General features: G+C 43.9%; 18 protein-coding genes. 9 read left to right on the top strand and 9 right to left on the bottom strand.

The genetic code is table 11. From position 1 onward, the window contains the following. Positions 1-4 precede the first annotated feature (4 nt). Positions 5-3,352: a VCBS repeat-containing protein gene (locus tag ACJ751_RS16745; RefSeq protein ID WP_407746668.1), complete on the top strand. Its 3,348-nt coding sequence runs from the start codon at positions 5-7 to the stop codon at positions 3,350-3,352. On the opposite strand, the gene ACJ751_RS16740 is transcribed toward ACJ751_RS16745, so the two are convergent. Continuing rightward, on the bottom strand, positions 3,344-4,273 hold the full coding sequence (locus ACJ751_RS16740) for a GyrI-like domain-containing protein (RefSeq protein WP_407746667.1): 930 nt from the start codon (positions 4,271-4,273) through the stop codon (positions 3,344-3,346). The genes ACJ751_RS16745 and ACJ751_RS16740 overlap by 9 nt on opposite strands. Before the next feature lie 60 nt (positions 4,274-4,333). Further along, entirely contained in the window at positions 4,334-4,936 is a 603-nt protein-coding gene (locus tag ACJ751_RS16735) for an HD domain-containing protein (protein WP_407746666.1), read from the bottom strand. Between the two features lie 354 nt (positions 4,937-5,290). Here ACJ751_RS16735 and rplM point away from each other — a divergent pair, with 354 nt between their 5' ends. The 7 genes from rplM to pdxH all read left to right on the top strand — a co-directional run bounded on the left by rplM (position 5,291) and on the right by pdxH (position 11,307). Continuing rightward, positions 5,291-5,734, top strand: a complete 444-nt coding sequence (rplM, locus tag ACJ751_RS16730) for a 50S ribosomal protein L13 (protein ID WP_407746665.1) — start codon at positions 5,291-5,293, stop codon at positions 5,732-5,734. 13 nt (positions 5,735-5,747) lie between these two features. Beyond that, the gene (gene rpsI / locus ACJ751_RS16725) at positions 5,748-6,137 is read left to right on the top strand and encodes a 30S ribosomal protein S9 (protein WP_407746664.1); all 390 of its coding nucleotides are present in this window, start codon (positions 5,748-5,750) and stop codon (positions 6,135-6,137) included. 94 nt (positions 6,138-6,231) lie between these two features. Then, on the top strand, positions 6,232-7,170 hold the full coding sequence (gene rpsB, locus ACJ751_RS16720) for a 30S ribosomal protein S2 (RefSeq protein WP_407746663.1): 939 nt from the start codon (positions 6,232-6,234) through the stop codon (positions 7,168-7,170). A gap of 257 nt (positions 7,171-7,427) precedes the next feature. Continuing rightward, positions 7,428-8,267, top strand: coding sequence for a translation elongation factor Ts (gene tsf, locus ACJ751_RS16715; protein ID WP_407746662.1), 840 nt, complete (start codon positions 7,428-7,430; stop codon positions 8,265-8,267). Positions 8,268-8,505: 238 nt separating this feature from the next. Further along, the gene (gene pyrH / locus ACJ751_RS16710; protein ID WP_407746661.1) at positions 8,506-9,219 is read left to right on the top strand and encodes a UMP kinase; all 714 of its coding nucleotides are present in this window, start codon (positions 8,506-8,508) and stop codon (positions 9,217-9,219) included. Between the two features lie 203 nt (positions 9,220-9,422). Then, the gene (locus ACJ751_RS16705) at positions 9,423-10,481 is read left to right on the top strand and encodes a hypothetical protein (protein ID WP_407746660.1); all 1,059 of its coding nucleotides are present in this window, start codon (positions 9,423-9,425) and stop codon (positions 10,479-10,481) included. 181 nt (positions 10,482-10,662) lie between these two features. Beyond that, the gene (gene pdxH, locus ACJ751_RS16700; protein WP_407746659.1) at positions 10,663-11,307 is read left to right on the top strand and encodes a pyridoxamine 5'-phosphate oxidase; all 645 of its coding nucleotides are present in this window, start codon (positions 10,663-10,665) and stop codon (positions 11,305-11,307) included. Between the two features lie 64 nt (positions 11,308-11,371). Here the strand turns inward: pdxH and ACJ751_RS16695 are convergent, their stop codons facing one another. The 4 genes from ACJ751_RS16695 to ACJ751_RS16680 all read right to left on the bottom strand — a co-directional run bounded on the left by ACJ751_RS16695 (position 11,372) and on the right by ACJ751_RS16680 (position 13,289). Next, positions 11,372-11,482: a 30S ribosomal protein THX gene (locus tag ACJ751_RS16695; protein ID WP_014222161.1), complete on the bottom strand. Its 111-nt coding sequence runs from the start codon at positions 11,480-11,482 to the stop codon at positions 11,372-11,374. Between the two features lie 100 nt (positions 11,483-11,582). Further along, positions 11,583-11,852, bottom strand: a complete 270-nt coding sequence (locus ACJ751_RS16690; protein ID WP_014222160.1) for an HU family DNA-binding protein — start codon at positions 11,850-11,852, stop codon at positions 11,583-11,585. A gap of 290 nt (positions 11,853-12,142) precedes the next feature. After that, on the bottom strand, positions 12,143-12,448 hold the full coding sequence (locus ACJ751_RS16685) for a DUF4286 family protein (protein ID WP_407746658.1): 306 nt from the start codon (positions 12,446-12,448) through the stop codon (positions 12,143-12,145). Positions 12,449-12,518: 70 nt separating this feature from the next. After that, a complete protein-coding gene (locus tag ACJ751_RS16680) occupies positions 12,519-13,289 on the bottom strand; it encodes an exodeoxyribonuclease III (protein WP_407746657.1) in 771 nt (256 codons plus the stop codon). Between the two features lie 40 nt (positions 13,290-13,329). Here ACJ751_RS16680 and ACJ751_RS16675 point away from each other — a divergent pair, with 40 nt between their 5' ends. Beyond that, positions 13,330-14,079 carry a TIGR00730 family Rossman fold protein gene (locus ACJ751_RS16675; protein ID WP_407746656.1) on the top strand — a complete coding sequence of 250 codons (750 nt, stop codon included), beginning with the start codon at positions 13,330-13,332 and terminating at the stop codon, positions 14,077-14,079. 77 nt (positions 14,080-14,156) lie between these two features. Here the strand turns inward: ACJ751_RS16675 and ACJ751_RS16670 are convergent, their stop codons facing one another. The 3 genes from ACJ751_RS16670 to ACJ751_RS16660 form a co-directional block, all read right to left on the bottom strand. Further along, complete coding sequence (locus ACJ751_RS16670; protein ID WP_407746655.1) at positions 14,157-14,960, bottom strand: hypothetical protein; 804 nt, start codon at positions 14,958-14,960, stop codon at positions 14,157-14,159. A gap of 86 nt (positions 14,961-15,046) precedes the next feature. Further along, entirely contained in the window at positions 15,047-17,779 is a 2,733-nt protein-coding gene (metH, locus tag ACJ751_RS16665; protein ID WP_407746654.1) for a methionine synthase, read from the bottom strand. A gap of 126 nt (positions 17,780-17,905) precedes the next feature. Next, a complete protein-coding gene (locus ACJ751_RS16660) occupies positions 17,906-18,934 on the bottom strand; it encodes a homocysteine S-methyltransferase family protein (RefSeq protein ID WP_407746653.1) in 1,029 nt (342 codons plus the stop codon). Positions 18,935-19,215 lie beyond the last annotated feature (281 nt).

Here is a 19,215-nt window from a genome sequence, read left to right as displayed (position 1 = left end):
AGTTATGATCAGTAGTAAGCAATGGGCAGGCTTTTGTTTGATGATCCTATCCATACATATTTTTTCTGCATGCAACAGGGGTAATAAACTACCTGCGTTGTTTGAAATGCTGGATGAAAGCACCACCGGATTACATTTTACCAATACCCTTACGCCTACCGATTCGTTCAATATTTTTCATTACATGTATTATTATAATGGCGCAGGTGTGGGTGCAGGTGATTTTAATAACGATGGCCTTGTTGACCTGTTCTTTGCATCGAACCTGGAACAGAATAAACTGTTTTTAAATTCGGGTAAACTGCATTTTAAAGAGGTGACAAAAGAAGCAGGTATACCCGATGACCATGGCTGGAGCACAGGTGTTTCGGTGGTGGATATCAACAATGATGGTCTGCTTGATATTTACATATGTCGCGTGGGAAATTATGGTCCTTTGAAAAGCCATAACCAGTTTTTGATCTGTACCGGTATTGATAAGAATGGCGTGCCGCATTACGTTGACAAAGCGCATGAGTTGGGTGTTGATTTCTCCGGGTTTAGCACCCAGGCTGCGTTTCTTGATTATGATATGGATGGCGATCTGGACCTGTACTTATTGAACCATTCCGTTCATGCCATCAGTAACTTCCGTCCGCGCAAAGAATTTATTGGTACGTATGAAACCCTGTCTGGCGACCGGTTATTTCGTAATGATGCAACAGCCGGCGGTGTCTCCAGATTTACCGAAGTAACAAAAGGATCTGGCATCAACAGTACAGCCATTGGGTATGGGTTGGGGATAGCGGTGAGCGACATCAATCTGGATGGCTATCCTGATATCTATATTGGGAACGATTTTCATGAGAACGATTACCTGTACATCAATCAGCACAATGGAACCTTTAAGGAGGAATTGGACAAGTGTATGATGCATACCAGTCAGTACACCATGGGTGTTGATATTGCCGATGTTAATAATGATGGGTATTCAGAGATCATCTCCATGGACATGTTGCCTGCCGACCCCTACATTTTAAAAAGATCGCTTGGCGAAGATACCTGGGATCTGTATAATGAAAAGATCAAGATTGGCTATAACCACCAGTACACGCGTAATAACCTGCAGTTAAACGATCGCAACGGCACCTTCAGTGAAGTGGGGCTGTACAGCGGCATAGCTGCTACCGACTGGAGCTGGGCCGCCTTGTGGATGGATTTTGACAACGATGGCAGGAAAGACCTGTTCATATCGAACGGCATTCCCAAGAGAATGAACGATATAGATTTTATCAATTATATAGGTAACGAAGAAATTCAAAACAAGCTGCTTACAAATAAAAGCCATGAAAAGGACCTGGCCCTTACCGATAAGTTCCCCCAGATAAAGATCCCCAATAAGTTCTTCAAAAACACCGGTAACCTGAACTTCGCCGACCTGGATCAACAGGTAGCAGATAACAAACCCACCTATTCAAACGGCGCTATTTATGCCGACCTGGACAATGATGGCGACCTGGATGTGGTGGTGAACAACATCAACGACCCGGTAATGTTGTATGAAAACAAAAGCAACGACAAACACGACAAATCCTACGTTGATATAAAACTGAAAGGGCCGGCTGGGAACATTAATGGAGTGGGCGCCAAGCTGGTGTTGTTCGGGAATAATCAATTGTACCTGTATGAAAAGCAGGCTGTGCATGGTTTTTTGTCGGCCATGGAAATTCCACTGCATATCGGCCTCGACAAAATAAAACCCGATTCTGCATTCCTGGTTTGGCCCGATAATACCTGTCAGCGCATTGATCTGCCAATAAATAATTCTCACTTGATATTAACCTGGCAAAAGGGATTGCCAACATTCGATTATAATACCATAACCTCTTTTAAAAAGAATACAACTGCGCATATCTCAAACATAACCGACAGTGTGCGGTTAGACTATCTGCATAAAGAAAATCATTTTGCCGAGTTTGACCGCGAACCACTGATCCCGCATATGCTTTCTACAGAAGGGCCGGCGCTGGCAATAGGAGATATAAACAACGATGGCTTGCAGGATGTATATTTTGGCGCCGCTAAATGGGAAAAGGGCGCCGTTTATTTACAAAAACCCGGTGGAGCATTTTATCGCACTATGCAGCCCGGCCTGGATAACGACAGCACCTTTGAAGATGTAGATGCCTGCATTACAGATGTGAACAACGATGGCTTTCCCGACCTGGTGGTGGCCAGTGGCGGCAATGAATTTTATGGTAGGGATGAACACCTGTTACCGCGGGTTTACCTGAACGATGGCAAGGGACAATTCACCCGGCTGCCCAATGCGTTTACCGGGTTGTATGAAACCTTCTCGTGTGTAGTGCCTTGTGATTTTAATAAAGACGGGTTTGTTGATCTGTTTATTGGCGGCAGGGCCATGCCCTGGGCGTATGGGCAAATCCCTCATTCTTATTTATTACAAAACGATGGAACCGGGAAGTTTAAAGATGTTACAGCCGAACATGCCAAAGACCTGGCTACTGCCGGTTTTGTAACGCGTGCCATTTGGTTCGATTTGGATAAGGATGGTGATAAAGACCTGATTTGTTCATTTGAATGGGGCGGTATTGATGCCTGGATAAATAACAATGGCCAGTTTACCCGTAAGGCGCTTACTGATAAAAAGGGCTGGTGGAATTTTGTATTACCCTGTGACATCGATAACGATGGCGACATTGACCTGGTAGCAGGGAACCTAGGTTTGAACAGCCGCCTGAAAGCATCGGAAGAAGAACCGGTTCGGTTGTACTACAATGACTTTGATGAGAACGGTAAAAAGGAACAGGTACTAACGTATTATGTAAAGGGGAAAGAAATACCCTTTGCCAATAAATCAGAACTGGAAAAACAAATGCCGGTTTTGAAGAAGAATTTTTTATATGCCGAAGACTTTGCCAAAGCACGTTTGAACGATCTTTTCCCCTCAGATAAATTGAAAGCTGCCGAAGTATTAACCGCCAACTACTTTTACAATGCCATTTTAATAAACGATGGTCATATGCAGTTTACAACGCAGGCGTTGCCCTGGGAGGCGCAGTTAACCAGTTACCGCGATGCTGCGGTGATAAACGCCAATAATGACAGTCTGCCCGATCTGCTATTGGGTGGCAATTATTATGAGAACAATGTGGAAATGGGCAGGTATGATGCCGATTGGGGAAGCCTCTTAATCAACAAGGGAAACAACCGGTTTGAAGTGGAAAGGTCCAACGGTTTATCCATAAAAGGACAGGTGCGTCGCATACAAAAAATTGAGATTGCCCAAAAAGATGCGTTTGTGCTGGCCCGCAATAACGACAGTGTTATGGTGATACGGTTTTCAAAATAATGGCACATAAATATCGGTGAACCACCGGGTGGTATCAGGTTCTGCGCTTCTATCAGTTATAAGCTGTTGAAAGGGAAGCGCCATCAGCGTTCTGTGATAATCCTGTACATATAACTGAAACTGCTGCAATGCCTGCTTAACTGTGGCATCGCCTCCATGAACCCGGGTAACCCAAAAGCGGTTCAGGGGAATCCGCGTATTGAAAAAACGCCCGTTGGCAGGGATCTCTCTGTTGAGAGGAAGCGCCACCATTAACTGATAGCCGAAAGGATTTAAAGGCGTAATATTCATGATGGGAATACCGGTCTGTTTTGCCTGCTGCGCAGTACTGTACTTTTTTAAATCGCTTATCAACGAATAAATATCTTCAACAGAAGGACAGACAGCCTGGTATTTTTTTGTGCTGATGAGGAATGAGTCTTTGAAAACTGTTTCCTGGATGGAAATACCGTATATATTTTCTTTTTTCTCAGCAAATGACTTGAAGTGACTGAGCACCGCAGCCATATTGTTTTTTAAGTTAATGGCCTGCCGGTAATGTTGAATACGTGTGAGGGGATTAAGTGCCGTAGGATAACTGCACGTCCATAGAATGGTTGAAGAGTCGCCGCCAGCCGGCAATAGGTGCAGGGTACTGTTAATAGATAATTTGTTATGACGAATGTTTATCTCAAGCGTATTCACCAGCTTTTTTGTGATCACATAACTGCCATTTTGAAACAGAAAGCTGTTGCTATGCCATGAAGAGCCCGGCCACCAGTTTTTCCATTTTTCTTCAGTGGCCATATTTCTGTAGGCGCCAGGTATGGTACAATTAACAGGAGTACTCTGCACAATTTCAAGGCGGGCAGGTATAAAAAGATAAATACTTGCAAATGCCGCAATAATGATAAAAGCCGGTACCAATATCCATTTTTTCATAGCGCCAATTGAACGATCTGTATTTGCAAAATAGCGAATATTGGTATTACGGGCAACCGCTTATTGAACGTCTTTTTGATGATCGAGGATAAACTGAATGATGTCTTCAAGTGATGTATTAATGCGCGCAATGGCATCGGTAATATCGTCACGGTTTACCTGGGCGGCGAAGGAAGGTGTTTTTAATTTTTTCAACACGCTTTTTACGTCCATACCGTCGTATTTCGTTGGTCGAATAAGGGCCGAGGCATGAATAAAACCGGATAATTCATCAAACACATAGATCATTTTATCCATAGTGTTATTGGGTTCTACACCAAAATACCGGGGGCCATGCGACGCAATGCAATGGATCACTTCAGGGTCTATATTACGGCGTTCCAGTTCTTCAACTATTACCCGGCAATGGTCGTCGGGATGTTTTTCCCAGTCGGCGTCGTGCAGCAGACCGGCCAGTTCCCATTTGCGGGCGGTGAGTTCCTCAGCCTGTTCTTTTTCAATGGCCCAGGCTTTCATCACCGCGGCCACCTGTTTCATATGGAGGCGCAGGCGATCGTTGGGCACCCATTCGTTTAACAATTGATGAGCTTCTTCAACAGGCATCAGGTTTCCGGTATTGGCAACATCACCAAACGTGTTGCGACCATGAAGGTGGATGGACATGGTTAACGAACTGGTTTTTGGTTCTTGACAGGTTGTAAGATACTGATTTCATCCAACTGACGCCAAACAGCCTTCCTGCCGCCGGTTTCCGCCAAATAAAGGCCTTAAAATGCCCGCCGAGTGCGGTTTTTAAGCAGCAGTAAAATTATATGTCAAAATATTTATTGACTATCAATCAATTACAAAGATGCGATAAAAAAATAGTCTTCTATTTTCTTGTTGTACCCATTTGAACATTCTATCTTTGCGACCCGTTTTTAGTAACCTTATTAGAGGCGGAAACAGCAAGCGGGATGGCGTTGCTGTTTATTTCTTAACCGGCTGAAGCAATTTTCAGCTAAAAGTTTTTAAAAAATGAGTAAACTACATTTCACTACCCAACATGCGAATGCGGCTACCGTAAAACGCAACTGGTATGTTGTAGACGGTACCAATCAAACCGTGGGACGCATGTGTGCGAAAATAGCAGCTATTCTTCGTGGTAAGAATAAGCCCTACTATACGCCACATGTTGATTGCGGAGACTACATTATCGTTATCAATGCCGAGAAAGTAAAATTCACCGGTAACAAAACTGAAGAAAAAGAATACCTGACCTTCTCAGGTTATCCCGGTGGTCAAAAAGCTGAAACAGCCCGCGAGCTGCTGCGCCGTCGTCCGGAAGTAGTAGTAGAAAGAGCGGTAAAAGGTATGTTGCCTAAGAATCGCCTTGGCCGCAAAATGTATAAGAAATTATTTGTGTATGCCGGCGACCAACACGAGCATGCTGCACAGAAACCTCAATCATTAACTTTCTAATTGTCTGCAATACATGGAAAAGCAAAAAAATGCCGTAGGTCGTCGTAAAGAAGCTGTGACACGAGTTTGGTTGTCACGTGGAACCGGTAAGATCACCGTAAACGATAAAGACTACAAAGAATATTTTTCACTGGTATATCTGCAAAACCAGGTGGAGCTGCCTTTAAAAGCAACTCAGTCTTTAGATAAATTTGATGTAAAGATCAATGCTGCCGGTGGTGGTATGAAAGGTCAGGCTGAAGCTGCGAAACTGGGCATCGGTCGTGCTTTACTCGAAATAAGCGCTGAATACCGTCCTGCTTTAAAAGCAGTTGGGGTACTGAAACGCGATCCGAGATCTGTTGAACGTAAGAAATTCGGTCACAAAAAAGCTCGTCGCAGCTACCAGTTCAGCAAACGTTAATCCATACCGGCGCCTCCGCCAGTTGGCGGAGAGCGTTTTGGAAACGCTTGTGGTCATTATCAAATTTTCAAAAACACATTTTCAACTTAGATAAATGGAAAATAACACTTCATTGCAACAGCAGCTCCTGGATGCCGGTGTACACTTTGGTCACCTGCGTAAGAAGTGGAACCCAAAAATGTTGCCTTACATTTTTGCTGAAAAGAAAGGCATTCACATCATTGATCTGAATAAAACTACCGAACACCTGACTGAAGCAGCTGCTGCCTTAAAGCAGATTGCCCGCAGCGGTAAAAAGATCATGTTCGTGGGCACCAAAAAACAAGCTAAAGAAATTGTTACCGAGTGCGCCCGTAAAATAAACATGCCTTTCGTTACTGAGCGTTGGTTAGGTGGTATGTTGACCAACTTCAACACCGTTCGTAAGAGCGTTAAGAAAATGCAGAGCATTGACAAAATGCTGACTGAAAGCACTGCAGACGTTCTGACTAAAAAAGAGAAATTAACCCTCGGTCGCGACCGTGATAAAATGGATAAAGTACTGGGTGGTATCAGCCAACTGGGCCGTGTACCCGCAGCTTTGTTCATCATCGACATCGGTCACGAGCATATTGCTCTGGCTGAAGCCAAAAGACTGGGTATTACCACTTTTGGTATGGTTGATACCAACTGCGATCCTAATAAAGTTGACTTTGCGATCCCTTCAAACGACGACGCTACAAAGTCTATCGCAATCATCACTCAATATATCACTGCCGCTATAGCTGAAGGTCTTGCTGAAAGACAAGCTGCTAAAGACGAAGATGCTGACGATCAGGCAGATGATGAAAAAGAAAAGAAAGCACAACGTCTGCAAGCCGAAGCGGAAGCTGAAGGTGGTCGTGGCCGTGGTGGTAACAGCGGTGGCGGTGGCCGTGGTCATGGCGGCGGCGGCGGTAATCGCGGCGGTGGTCAAAACAGAGGCGGCGGTGGCCAAAGCAGAGGCGGCAATCGTCCTGGCGGTAACCGTGGACCTGGCGGTGGTAGAAGATAAACCCTGACCGTAGTCTAAGGGAAGGGCTCTGCGAAATCCTGAGCGAAGTCGAAGGATGGGCGATAAGGATCCCAACTGCAGTACTACTTTCGGGCTTTACTTGCGTCGCACTCTTGTACTGTTTGTACAGTCCTGAGCAGAGTCGAAGAAAGAATTAATAAAATGAAAATGATTCCTAAACAGATATCGTGAGTTAATTCAGGTTATTTGTGGGGATCATTTTCAAATTTTCATAATATTTAAATTATCTATTTTATATGTCAGGAGTTGCTATTACTGCCGCTGATATTAACAAGCTTCGCCAAATGACCGGTGCAGGCATGATGGATTGCCGCAAAGCATTGACAGAAACCAATGGCGATTTCGAAGCTGCTATTGACTGGCTTCGTAAAAAAGGCGCCAAGGTGGCCGCACTGCGTGGCGATCGTGAGGCAAAAGAAGGTGTGGTGCTGGCTAAAACAACAGCCGATAATAAAACCGGTATCGCTATCTGCCTGAGCTGCGAAACTGACTTCGTTGGTAAAAACTCTGATTTCATCGCTTTTGCACAAAGCATTATAGATGCAGCTGTTGCCGGCAATGTAAAAAGCCTCGATGAGCTGAATGGAATTTCTATCAATGGCGCTAAAGTTGCCGACCTGGTTAACGATAAACTGGCCAGCATCGGTGAAAAGATCGGTATCACTAAATTTGAGCGTGTTGATGCTGACTACGTAGCTTCATACATCCACGGTGCTAACCGTATAGGCGTATTGGTGGGTATGACCAAAGCTGCTGCAGAAGCCGGTAAAGACGTAGCTATGCAAATTGCTGCTATGAACCCGGTTGCTGTTGATGCAAGTTCAGTTTCTCCTGCAACAATTGAGCGTGAGCGCGCCATCGTTACCGAGCAGATCAAAGCTGATCCTAAAATGGCCGGTAAACCTGATGATATGATCAACAAGATCGCAGAAGGTAAATTGAACGCATTCTTCAAAGAAAGCACCCTGGTAAACCAGGCTTTCGTAAAAGATAATTCTAAAACCGTTGGTGACTACCTGAAAAGTGTTGACGGCGGTTTACAGGTTACCGAATTCAAGCGTGTAGCTTTAGGATAAGGTAATTCAGATTAAAATATAATAAAAGGGAGCATCCGTAACAGGGGTTCCCTTTTTTATTTGCCCTAAAATACCATTGTGGGCAACACATTTTATAAAAGCTGCAAAACGTTAATAAAAAATCCTTTCTTTGCACAGCCCTTTGAGAACTAAATTGGCTGTTCTTGGTTCTTAGTTTTTGTTTAGCGTTGGTTAAAACTGGAATTTGACAATCAAAAAATAAAAAGGTCATTCATACATGCTACCAAAGTACAAGCGCATTTTAGTAAAGCTTTCCGGTGAATCGTTAATGGGCGATAAGAGTTTTGGAATGGACCCCGCTATCCTGGCACAGTACGCGCACGATATAAAAGAGGTGGCCGAGCTGGGTGTTCAGGTAGCTGTTGTTATTGGCGGAGGTAACATTTACCGGGGAATGAATGAGGCAGAAACAGGCATTGAACGCGCTCACGGCGATTATATGGGCATGCTGGCCACGGTTATCAATGGAATGGCTATGCAGGCCATGCTTGAAAAAATTGGGGTTTTTACGCGTTTACAAAGCGCCATTAAAATGGAGCAGATCGCAGAACCCTATATCCGTCGCCGCGCTATCCGGCACGTTGAAAAAGGAAGAGTGGTGATCTTTGGCGCCGGAACTGGTAACCCTTACTTCACTACCGATACAGCCGGTTCATTGCGTGCCATTGAAATACAGGCCGATGTGATCTTGAAAGGCACCCGTGTTGATGGTATTTACACCGCCGATCCTGAAAAAGATCCTACTGCTAAAAAATTCGAGACCATCACCTTCCAGGAATGTATTTCCAAAAACCTGCGGGTAATGGATATGACGGCGTTTACACTGTGTATGGAAAATAAACTCCCTATCATTGTGTTTGACATGAACAAACCCGGAAACCTGCGCCGGGTGGCCTGTGGCGAAAAAGTAGGCACGCTGGTGAAAGCATAAGCAGCTGATAAACATTAACTTAAATTTATTAGCCGGCCTTTTTGCATTTATGGAATTAACGTATTAAATTTCCAATAAGAAAAACCACCAATCTGGTGGTTTTTTCATTACCTCCTGGTCTAAGATCCCATGAAAAAATAGTGCTGTGTATGAAAGAAGATCACCCTTTGTGATGCGGTGTTTATTCTAATTCCGAAGCCGTTATGAACTGTTTATTGGTTTTACTGGGGTACCAGATGTATGTTGGGGTTATGGAAATTATTGTCTTCCTGCTTGGCGGGGTAGCATTGGGCTTCTTTATTCATTTCTTTCTGGTGAGCCGCAGAACCATGACTATAAACATTCCCAGGCCCGAACCGCCCATTATTGCTGATGCTGCTTTTCAAAATACCGACGAATGGCGCGTGAAGTATTACGAGGAAATGGAAATGCAGGAAAAGATACAAATGAAATTACGCCGTGACCTCGATACAGTGCGAGACAACGAAGAATTACTGACAATAGAAGTAGAAGAACTGCACAAAGAATTAAAACGCCGGCATGATATGCCGCCAGTACAGCCTGTTATTGTACATGCCGGTTTACAGGAAGAACAGAGTGAAGAATACCTGGTGCGTTTGCAAAAAACACAGGATGCCCTGGGGGAACAAAATCAGCAGATCACTTTATTGCTCGACCAGATTGAACTGTTAAAGCAAACAGAATACAAGCATATTGACACCATTAAAGCCAATGAAGAACTGAATAACCGGTTAAATGACATGCTCATGGTGCTCAGCAATAAAGACGCCCGTATTCATGAACTGGAACAGCACAATTTGTTGTCAGAAGAAATGGAAGAACGGATGCAAAAGGCTTATGAGGAATTTAATGCCATCCGCGAAAAATTATCGAAGGTAGAAAGTCTCTCAAACCCGCCCAGCCGCCAGTATGAGTGGGAAGAATTGCAACAGAATCACTTCAAACTCATCAGGGAGTTTGACGAATACAAACAAAAACACCTCGAGTTGCTGGAAGAGAACCAGCGGCTATCCAGGCTTTTAGCCGATACAGAAGAAAAGCTGCGTGAATCGAATTTTCAGCGGCAGCAGTTACAAAAAAAGATCACCTTCCTCGAAGAGCTGAACCGTGATCTGCAACAGATCTCAGAACACAATAAAAAGCTCGAGAATCAACTCCGGCGCATGAGTGAAATAGAAGTGATGCTCGCCCGGGTACAGGGCAAAAGCGGCGGCAAAAGCAGCGATGCGCCCCCGGAGTAAGGTAATGTGAAACGCTTACTTGAAACGTGAAAGAGCTCGTGATTTACCTCTCCATTCCTTCAACCTTTTCAACGTGTTGACTTATTAACTCCTCAACTCCTAACTAATTCATAACGGGCATGATCAAAATCAGTGAGGTTAATTTCAGATGCAATTAACTTTGTGTCATTAAATAAAGCCTATGCCATCCACCATTGCAGATATACGTAAAGATTATAAACTACAATCATTATCGGAGAAAGATGCGGCCCCTGATGCCATTGTCCAGTTCAATACCTGGTGGCAGGAAGCCATACAAAGCGAAATTGACGAGGTAAACGCCATGACGCTGGCCACGGCATCGGCAGACGGCATACCGGCTGCGCGTATTGTGTTGCTGAAAGGGTTTGATGACCGGGGATTTGTGTTTTTTACCAATTATGAAAGCTTTAAAGGAATGCAACTGGCCGAAAACCCACGGGCATGCCTGGTATTTTTCTGGAAAGAACTGGAGCGGCAGGTACGCATTACCGGACTGGTTGAAAAAGTAAGTGACGCAGAAAGTGATGCTTATTTTAACAGCCGGCCAGAAGGCAGTCGTATTGGGGCCTGGGCATCGCCTCAAAGCCAGGTGATTGAAAGCCGGGAATGGCTGCAGGAAAGGGAGAAAACATATGCTAAAGATTTCTCTGGCAAACCGTTACAACGCCCGGCTCACTGGGGCGGGTACAGGGTAAAACCTGTTACCATCGAGTTCTGGCAGGGCCGTCCCAGCCGTTTACACGATCGTTTGCAATATACCCTGGAAGGTAATAATGAGTGGAAAATAGAGCGTTTGGCGCCTTAATCAGTTAACAAGATTGAAAAGTTAACAGGTTAACAAGCAAGCTCGTTAACCTGTTAACAAATGCCTACTTCTTTTTGTCAGCGGCAACAGCCTTTTTTACCCTTGCAGGGCGGCTTTTTCCGTATGAACCTTTAAAGGTTTTACCTTTTTTCGTTTTTTTATCTCCTCTACCCATGTTATGTGTTTATTAAAGTGAATTGTTTAGAAATGCAAAAATAAAAAAAGCTCCGATACTTCGCATGCAGTAACGGAGCCTTTCGTGCGTAAGGCAGAAATTATAATTTAGCCTGCAATTCTTTACCAGCTTTGAAACGGGCAACTTTTTTAGCTTTAATCTTAATCACAGCACCGGTTTGCGGATTACGACCATTGCGAGCTGCTCTTTTTGATACAGAGAATGTACCAAAACCAACCAGGGTAACTTTACCACCACCTTTTAAGGTTTTAGTAACTGCTTCAATAAAAGAATCAAGAGCAGCATTAGCCTGTGTCTTAGTAATGCCTGAATCATCGGCAAGTTTTGCAATTAATTCAGCTTTGTTCATAGTGTGATTTTTTAAAAATTATGCAGAGACAAATTTAGCCGGTTTTTGCTTGAAACAAAATTTTTTGGTCGAAAAATTAACATTTGATAAAATGCTGAAAGCCGCTTGGGGTAAGGTTTTTAGCAAATTGAAATGTTTTGTAATACGTTTTGTGAATTGATGTTACACGCTGAAATGCTGTAGGGCCTTATGTTTCATGCGATACCCGCTGAAATGCTGACGGGTAAAGGGTTTCGTGGAATATACAATAAATTTAGCTTGACAGGCTATTAAAATATTCTTATCCACACTCAGTGCACAACCTCCATTACTGTACGGAATGCAATGAAACGATCGCCCCATTTATCGAATGATCTTCTTTGCAATGCAGGTGCAAATTCCTCTGTAAACAGATAGTAATTCTCCAATGAAGGAGCGAAATATTGAATTACAAAGGTCATACCTTCCGTATCATCCTGCTCCAGTAACCTGAACATTTTCCATTCTGTAAACAATCCCAATGCCATAATCTCGGGTATATGTTCCTGAAGTAGCCATTGCAACCACCTCTCCTCTATAAAAGGATCGATGTTAATGGTGTTATTGTATACGATCATGGTAAATGTGTAACAAAAATCAGGTAATAGTGTTGTGATAAACGCAGATAAGCTGTAAAAATTACATTTGTTACGCTTTTGTCAATTCCAGGTACACAGGACAATGGTCGCTGTGTTTAACATCATGGTAAATATCTGCTCTTTTTAACCGGCTGCGCAGGGGATCGGTGGCTGTAATATAGTCGAGCCGCCAACCCTTATTTTGTTCCCGTACTGTGGGAAAACGCTGACTCCACCAACTATACCGGTGTGGTTCTTTGTTGAAAACACGAAAGGTATCTATCCAGCCGTTCTGTAAAAATTGATCCATCCAGGCTCTTTCCTCAGGTAAAAAGCCCGAAGTATTTTTATTGCCTTTGGGATCATGAATATCTATTTCGGTATGTGCAATGTTGTAATCGCCGCACAATATCAGGTTGGGATATTTGTTTTTCAGTGTTTCAAGGTAAGTATGAAAATCATTTAACCACTGGTATTTGAATGTTTGCCGCACATCGCCTGTTGTACCAGAGGGGAAATAGGCATTTATAAGTCTGATATCGCCAAAATCAAGTTGTATTACTCTTCCTTCCTCATCACTTACGGCATGTAGGTTACCGTATTCAACATGATCGGGTTTTATTTTTGTAAGAACCGCCACACCACTGTATCCTTTCTTTTGTGCCGAAAACCAGTAATCCTCGTAACCGCAATCGATGATCTGCTGGCGGTTAACATTGTCTTTGGTGGCTTTTGTTTCCTGCAAACAAATAATATCTGCCGGATCGGTTTTTAACCAATCGCAAAAACCCTTGGTCATGGCAGCTCTTATGCCATTCACATTATAACTAATAATGCGCATGTTTTTTTGTTTAATTTGGCTGGCAATTTACATTATTGATATGGAAGCCGCTTCAGCTAAGAAAAAGATTGAGCCGATAATACCACCGAAAGAACAGGTTTACTTAGAAGGACCTAAAAGCCGTCGCTATGAATTGGGTTTTGCCTGGCGTGTGTTCAGGCAATTCATTAAGGGATTTCGTACACTTCACTTTGCAGGACCTTGCATAACCGTATTTGGGTCTGCCCGGTTTAAGGAAGATCATCCTTATTATGATGCTTCGCGGGAGTTTGGAAAACGCATTGCCGAAATTGGTTTTACCACCATGACGGGGGGCGGACCGGGTGTTATGGAGGCAGCCAACCGCGGCGCCTTTGAAAATGGCGGACCTTCGGTAGGCTGTAACATTCAATTGCCCTTTGAACAACAAGCCAACAAGTACACGAACAAATCCATCACATTCGAACATTTCTTTGTTCGCAAAGTACTGATGGTTAAATACTCATATGCATTCATCATTATGCCTGGCGGTTTTGGTACCATGGATGAATTTTTTGAAACATTAACCCTCGTGCAAACAAAAACCATTACCCAGTTCCCTATTGTGTTATTTGGTAAAGAGTATTACAGCAACCTGTGGAATTATGCCGAGTTTATGGCCCAGCAAGGCACCATTAGTCGCGACGATATGAAACTGGTATTGTTAACCGATAGCATTGATGAAGCCATGGATCATATTCGCACATACATAAACCAGAACTATAAAGTAAAACCCCGCAAACGTTTCTGGTGGTTGTTTGAAAAACGGTAACAGAAATGTAAGTAAGTTAAAAGGGGCAAAGCAGAATATCCGCTTTGCCCCTTTTAACTTATATTAATTATTGGTAATTATTTTTTCTTTCTGGGTGGTATATTAACACCCAGGTTTAAAATAAGCTCATAGGTACCGAATGCCTGGTGCGCTTCACCTCTGTAAATATTCAGGTGTGAATACCGGGCATAATCTATTTTGTGAGCAAATTCAAGGTAAACATATTTGTAGAAGGTTGCTCTTACCGCTTGTTCCACACCTACATTCCAGCCGCCGAACTGAAAATCAGGGTGGTTTTGGAAGCCGTCCAGGCTGTTATCAACGTGTGGGAGCACAGGACCAATTCCGGCTTTGCCTAACATATCTACCCTAAGGTTTCCATTTGTTTTCTCGTATAAATGCCAGCGTTTTACAACATTGAACAGCAAAAAGTTGGCGCCATTGTTCAGGAAATAATAGAATCCATTCTCTTCAGCCCAGTTTACTCTTTCATCAATAGGTTTGCCGTCTTTTTTTCCTGTACGATGCGCTTCCTGGCGATCTATAATATACTTGGTATGATCGAAGTTGATTTCAAAACCGAGGTCATCTTTTATGAAATAACCAAGACGGTAGTTGTACTGCGGAATAGTCAGGGCCCTGTTTAAAAGCCCCTCATTCCATCCTGGATGGTCATGAGCACGAACACCCTTAAAGGTGTAGTTACTATTAAGTTCAGGTTGTACTATGTGCAGGTTGCTTTGGGTATACCATTCCTTATTATAACCCCAGGAAAAATAGAATTCTCCTTTGTGGGACGGATACTTTGATTGAGCTGCTGCAATAAAAGGCACGATCAGGGAGGCTATTGCCACAATAGCACTACTACGGAAATTTCTCATTACGCTACAATTAAAGGCATTTTCAAGGGAACGTTGCCCAAACGAATTTGCTTGTTTTAATATTGTGAATTAAGCCCTACAAATTATTACACATCATACTCCAGAACCGGGCGCAGCCAGCGTTCCACATCTTCAACCTGCATATTCTTGCGGCCGGCATAATTGACAACCTGGTCTTTCTGGATCTTTCCTAAACCAAAATACTGGCTTTGTGGATTGCCAAAATACCAGCCGCAAATGGAAGAGGCAGGATACATAGCCAGCGATTCTGTCAATGTAATTTGCGTAGCCTGCTCACCACCCAGTAAATTGAATAATTTATATTTTTCAGTGTGATCGGGACAGGCAGGATAACCTGGCGCTGGCCTGATACCTGAATAGGATTCTTTTATCAACTCTTCATTGCTAAAGTGCTCATCTTTTGCATAACCCCAGAAATCCTTTCGCACTTTTTCATGTAACAATTCAGCAAAGGCTTCGGCAAGCCTATCAGCTAACACCTGTAACATGATTTTGTTGTAATCATCGTGATTTTCTACAAACTTTTTTATGTGGGACTCTATGCCGTGAATTGTTACTGCAAAAGCACCCATGTAATCGGAGGTCCCCCCACTGGAGGAGGTGGGTTTTATAAAGTCAGCTAAAGAAAAGTTAGGCTGCCCTGGAGCTTTTTTATTCTGTTGGCGCAAATGCTCAAGACGTGCTAATTCTTTTCCATTGTCGTCATAAATAAAGGTAGAGTCTTTACCGTCTCCGGCGGCATGCCAGAAACCGATAACACCGCGGGCGGTTAACCATTTCTCTTTAATAATGGTTTTAAGCAGCTCATTGGCATCCTCAAACAGTTTGGTAGCTTCTTTTCCTACTTTTTCATCCTGCAAAATAGCCGGGAACTTACCATGTAACTCCCAGGCAATAAAGAACGGGCCCCAGTCAATGTAGTCTACCAGTTCATTCAGATCGTAATTATCAAATATGCGGGTGCCGGTGAATTGCGGAACGATTGGGGTAAAGCTGTTCCAGTCAATGGCAACTTTATTTTTTTGCGCTTCTTCGAATTTCAGGTATTGCTTGGCGGTTTTTTTGCTGGCAAAATCATCGCGCAGCTTTTGGTATTCCTTGCCAACGTTTGCCAGGTAGTCGGGTTTTTGCTCTTTGCTTAACAAGGAGCCGGCTACAGTAACGCTTCGGGAAGCGTCCAGCACATGCACCACCCCATTTTCATATTGCGGCGCTATTTTAACGGCCGTATGCATGCGGGAGGTGGTAGCGCCACCAATCAGCAGGGGCTGGTTCATGTTGCGGCGTTTCATTTCGTGCGCCACATGCACCATTTCATCGAGTGAGGGCGTAATAAGGCCGCTTAACCCAATGATATCTACTTTTTCTTTTTGTGCTGTTTCGAGTATTTTATCGGCAGGCACCATAACCCCCAGGTCAATGATGTCGTAGCCGTTACAACCTAATACAACCCCTACAATGTTCTTTCCGATATCGTGTACATCGCCTTTGACAGTGGCCAGTAATATTCTTGCTGCACCGGCGCCTTCCTCATTCTGTGTACCAGCTGCTAAATGCGCCAGGCGGCGTTGTTCCTTTTCTGCTTCAATAAACGGAGTAAGAATGGCTACTGATTTTTTCATCACGCGCGCACTTTTTACCACCTGGGGCAGGAACATTTTACCACTTCCGAAGAGGTCGCCCACCACGTTCATGCCGTTCATGAGAGGCCCTTCAATAACATCGAGTGGCTTGGGGTATTTCTGTCTGGCTTCTTCCGTATCCTGGTCTATATAGTCTGTAATGCCGTTTATGAGTGCATGTTTAAGACGTTCTTCAACTGAATTGCTGCGCCAGGCTTCGTTCTTAACTTCGTTCTTGTCTTTTGCTTTTACCGTTTCTGCAAAAGCGATCAGGCGATCGGTAGCATCTTCACGGCGGTTCTGTATCACATCTTCACACAGCTCGCGTAACTGTGGTTCAATTTCATCATAAACGATCAGCTGGCCGGCATTGACAATGCCCATATCCATACCTGCTTTAATAGTATGGTACAGAAAAACGGCGTGCATGGCTTCACGTACAGGTTCGTTACCGCGGAAGGAGAAGGAGATATTACTTACCCCGCCACTGATTTTGGCCAGGGGCATCTTTTGTTTAATGATGCGGGTGGCTTCAATAAAATCAACGGCGTAGTTGTTGTGCTCTTCGATACCTGTTGCTACTGCAAATATGTTGGGGTCGAAAATGATATCCTGGGGATCGTAACCGACTTCTTCAGTTAAGATCTTATAAGCCTTTTCACAAATGTCAACCCGGCGTTGCAGCGTATCTGCCTGGCCATTTTCATCAAATGCCATAACCACTACCGAGGCGCCATACAGCTTACAGATATTCGCTTCACGTTTGAACTTTTCTACTCCCTCTTTCATGGAAATAGAGTTTACGATACATTTACCCTGAACGCATTTTAAGCCTGCCTCGATGATCTCGAATTTTGAACTGTCGATCATCACGGGGATCTTGGCTATATCGGGTTCACTTTGCAACAGGTTCAGGAAGGTGGTCATGGCTTTTACGCCATCCAGCAGGGCATCGTCCATGTTTACATCCAAAACCTGGGCGCCACTTTCTACCTGTTGACGGGCTACGCTAAGCGCTTCTTCATACTTGTTTTCCCTGATAAGCCGGGCAAACTTTTTAGAACCGGTCACATTGGTACGCTCCCCTACGTTCACAAAGTTTGTTTCAGGACGAATAACAAGAGGTTCTAACCCCGAAAGCCGCAAGTATGGTTTTATCGATAAGTTGGCTGACATATGCTGTTTTACCTTTTAGGAATTTTGAAACCGATCGGTTCGCGGGCAGGCGGTGTTTCCTGCACCAGTAATTCCTTTAATATTTTAAGAATAGGTCGCAAATTGCGACCTCAAAGATTTCTAACCTTATAAAGCCGATTCCAAAACCGGTAAAGGCCTTGGTTTAAAGTTGCGAACGTGATCTGCAATATGTTTAATGTGGTCAGGCGTTGTACCGCAACAACCACCCACAATATTTACAAAACCTTCACGGGCCCATTCTTCCAGGAAGTGAGCAGTTTGCTCAGGTTGTTCATCATATTCACCCATTGCGTTGGGTAAACCTGCATTGGGATAAGCTGAGGTAAAGCAAGAAGCTATCTGGCTTAACTCCTCAATATGCGGCCGCATTTCCGCAGCACCTAAAGCACAATTCAACCCAATGGAAAGCGGTTTGGCATGCATTACTGATGTATAGAAGGCTTCCAGTGTTTGTCCGCTCAGGGTACGGCCCGATGCATCGGTGATAGTACCACTGATCATGATGGGAATTTCCTTCTGATTTATATCAACGAAATATTTTTTAATGGCGTATATGGCTGCTTTGGCATTCAGCGTATCGAAAATGGTTTCGATCAGCAGCAGGTCAACGCCGCCATCTACCAATCCTTTTACCTGTTCGTAATAAGCACTTACGGCTTCATCGAACGTAAGGGCCCTGTATCCAGGGTTATTTACATCGGGCGATAAAGAGAGTGTTTTATTAAGCGGACCGATAGCACCGGCTACATAGGCCCTTTCCCGGCCACCTTTCTCGGTTGCAGGATCGGAAAAGAATTCCTGTACAGCCTGTTTGGCAATTTTAGCGGCTTCGAAGTTCAATTCATAGGCCAGCGGTTCCATGTGGTAATCTGCCAGCGATATGCGTTGCGCATTGAACGTATTGGTTTCAATGATATCAGCCCCTGCTTCGAGGTATAATTTATGAATGCCTTTAATGATGTCAGGTTGTGTAAGCACCAGAAGGTCGTTATTGCCTTTGAGGTCGCTTGCCCAGTCTTTAAAACGTTCGCCGCGATAATCAGCTTCTTCAAGCTTATGCCGTTGGATCATGGTGCCCATGGCGCCATCGATGATCAGGATCCGTTCTTTCAGACTTTGTTGTATTGTTTTCATGCTGCCCTCCTTTTATTTTCAAAACGTTTTATGTTGATGAGCAGAACCGGACGAGTGAGGTGTTTGCCAGACGGCGAAACGATGTCGATAGTAGTTACTATCGGCGACTCCTTAATAGCGAACCGAACTTGTAAACGTTGGGAAACTGTTTTAGCGAGAGTTTCTTGTCGTTTATTAGTTCAGTTTTAGCATTTGCCCAATATTATCAGGATGCCAGTTACCGGATCCCAACCTGCTCAGGATGCATAGGCCGAACAATAAACAAATCCGCCTATGCGGAT

The organism is Niastella sp. (assembly GCF_045805085.1).
Classification (GTDB): Bacteria; Bacteroidota; Bacteroidia; order Chitinophagales; family Chitinophagaceae; genus Niastella.
This window is presented reverse-complemented; position numbering and strand designations above follow the sequence as displayed.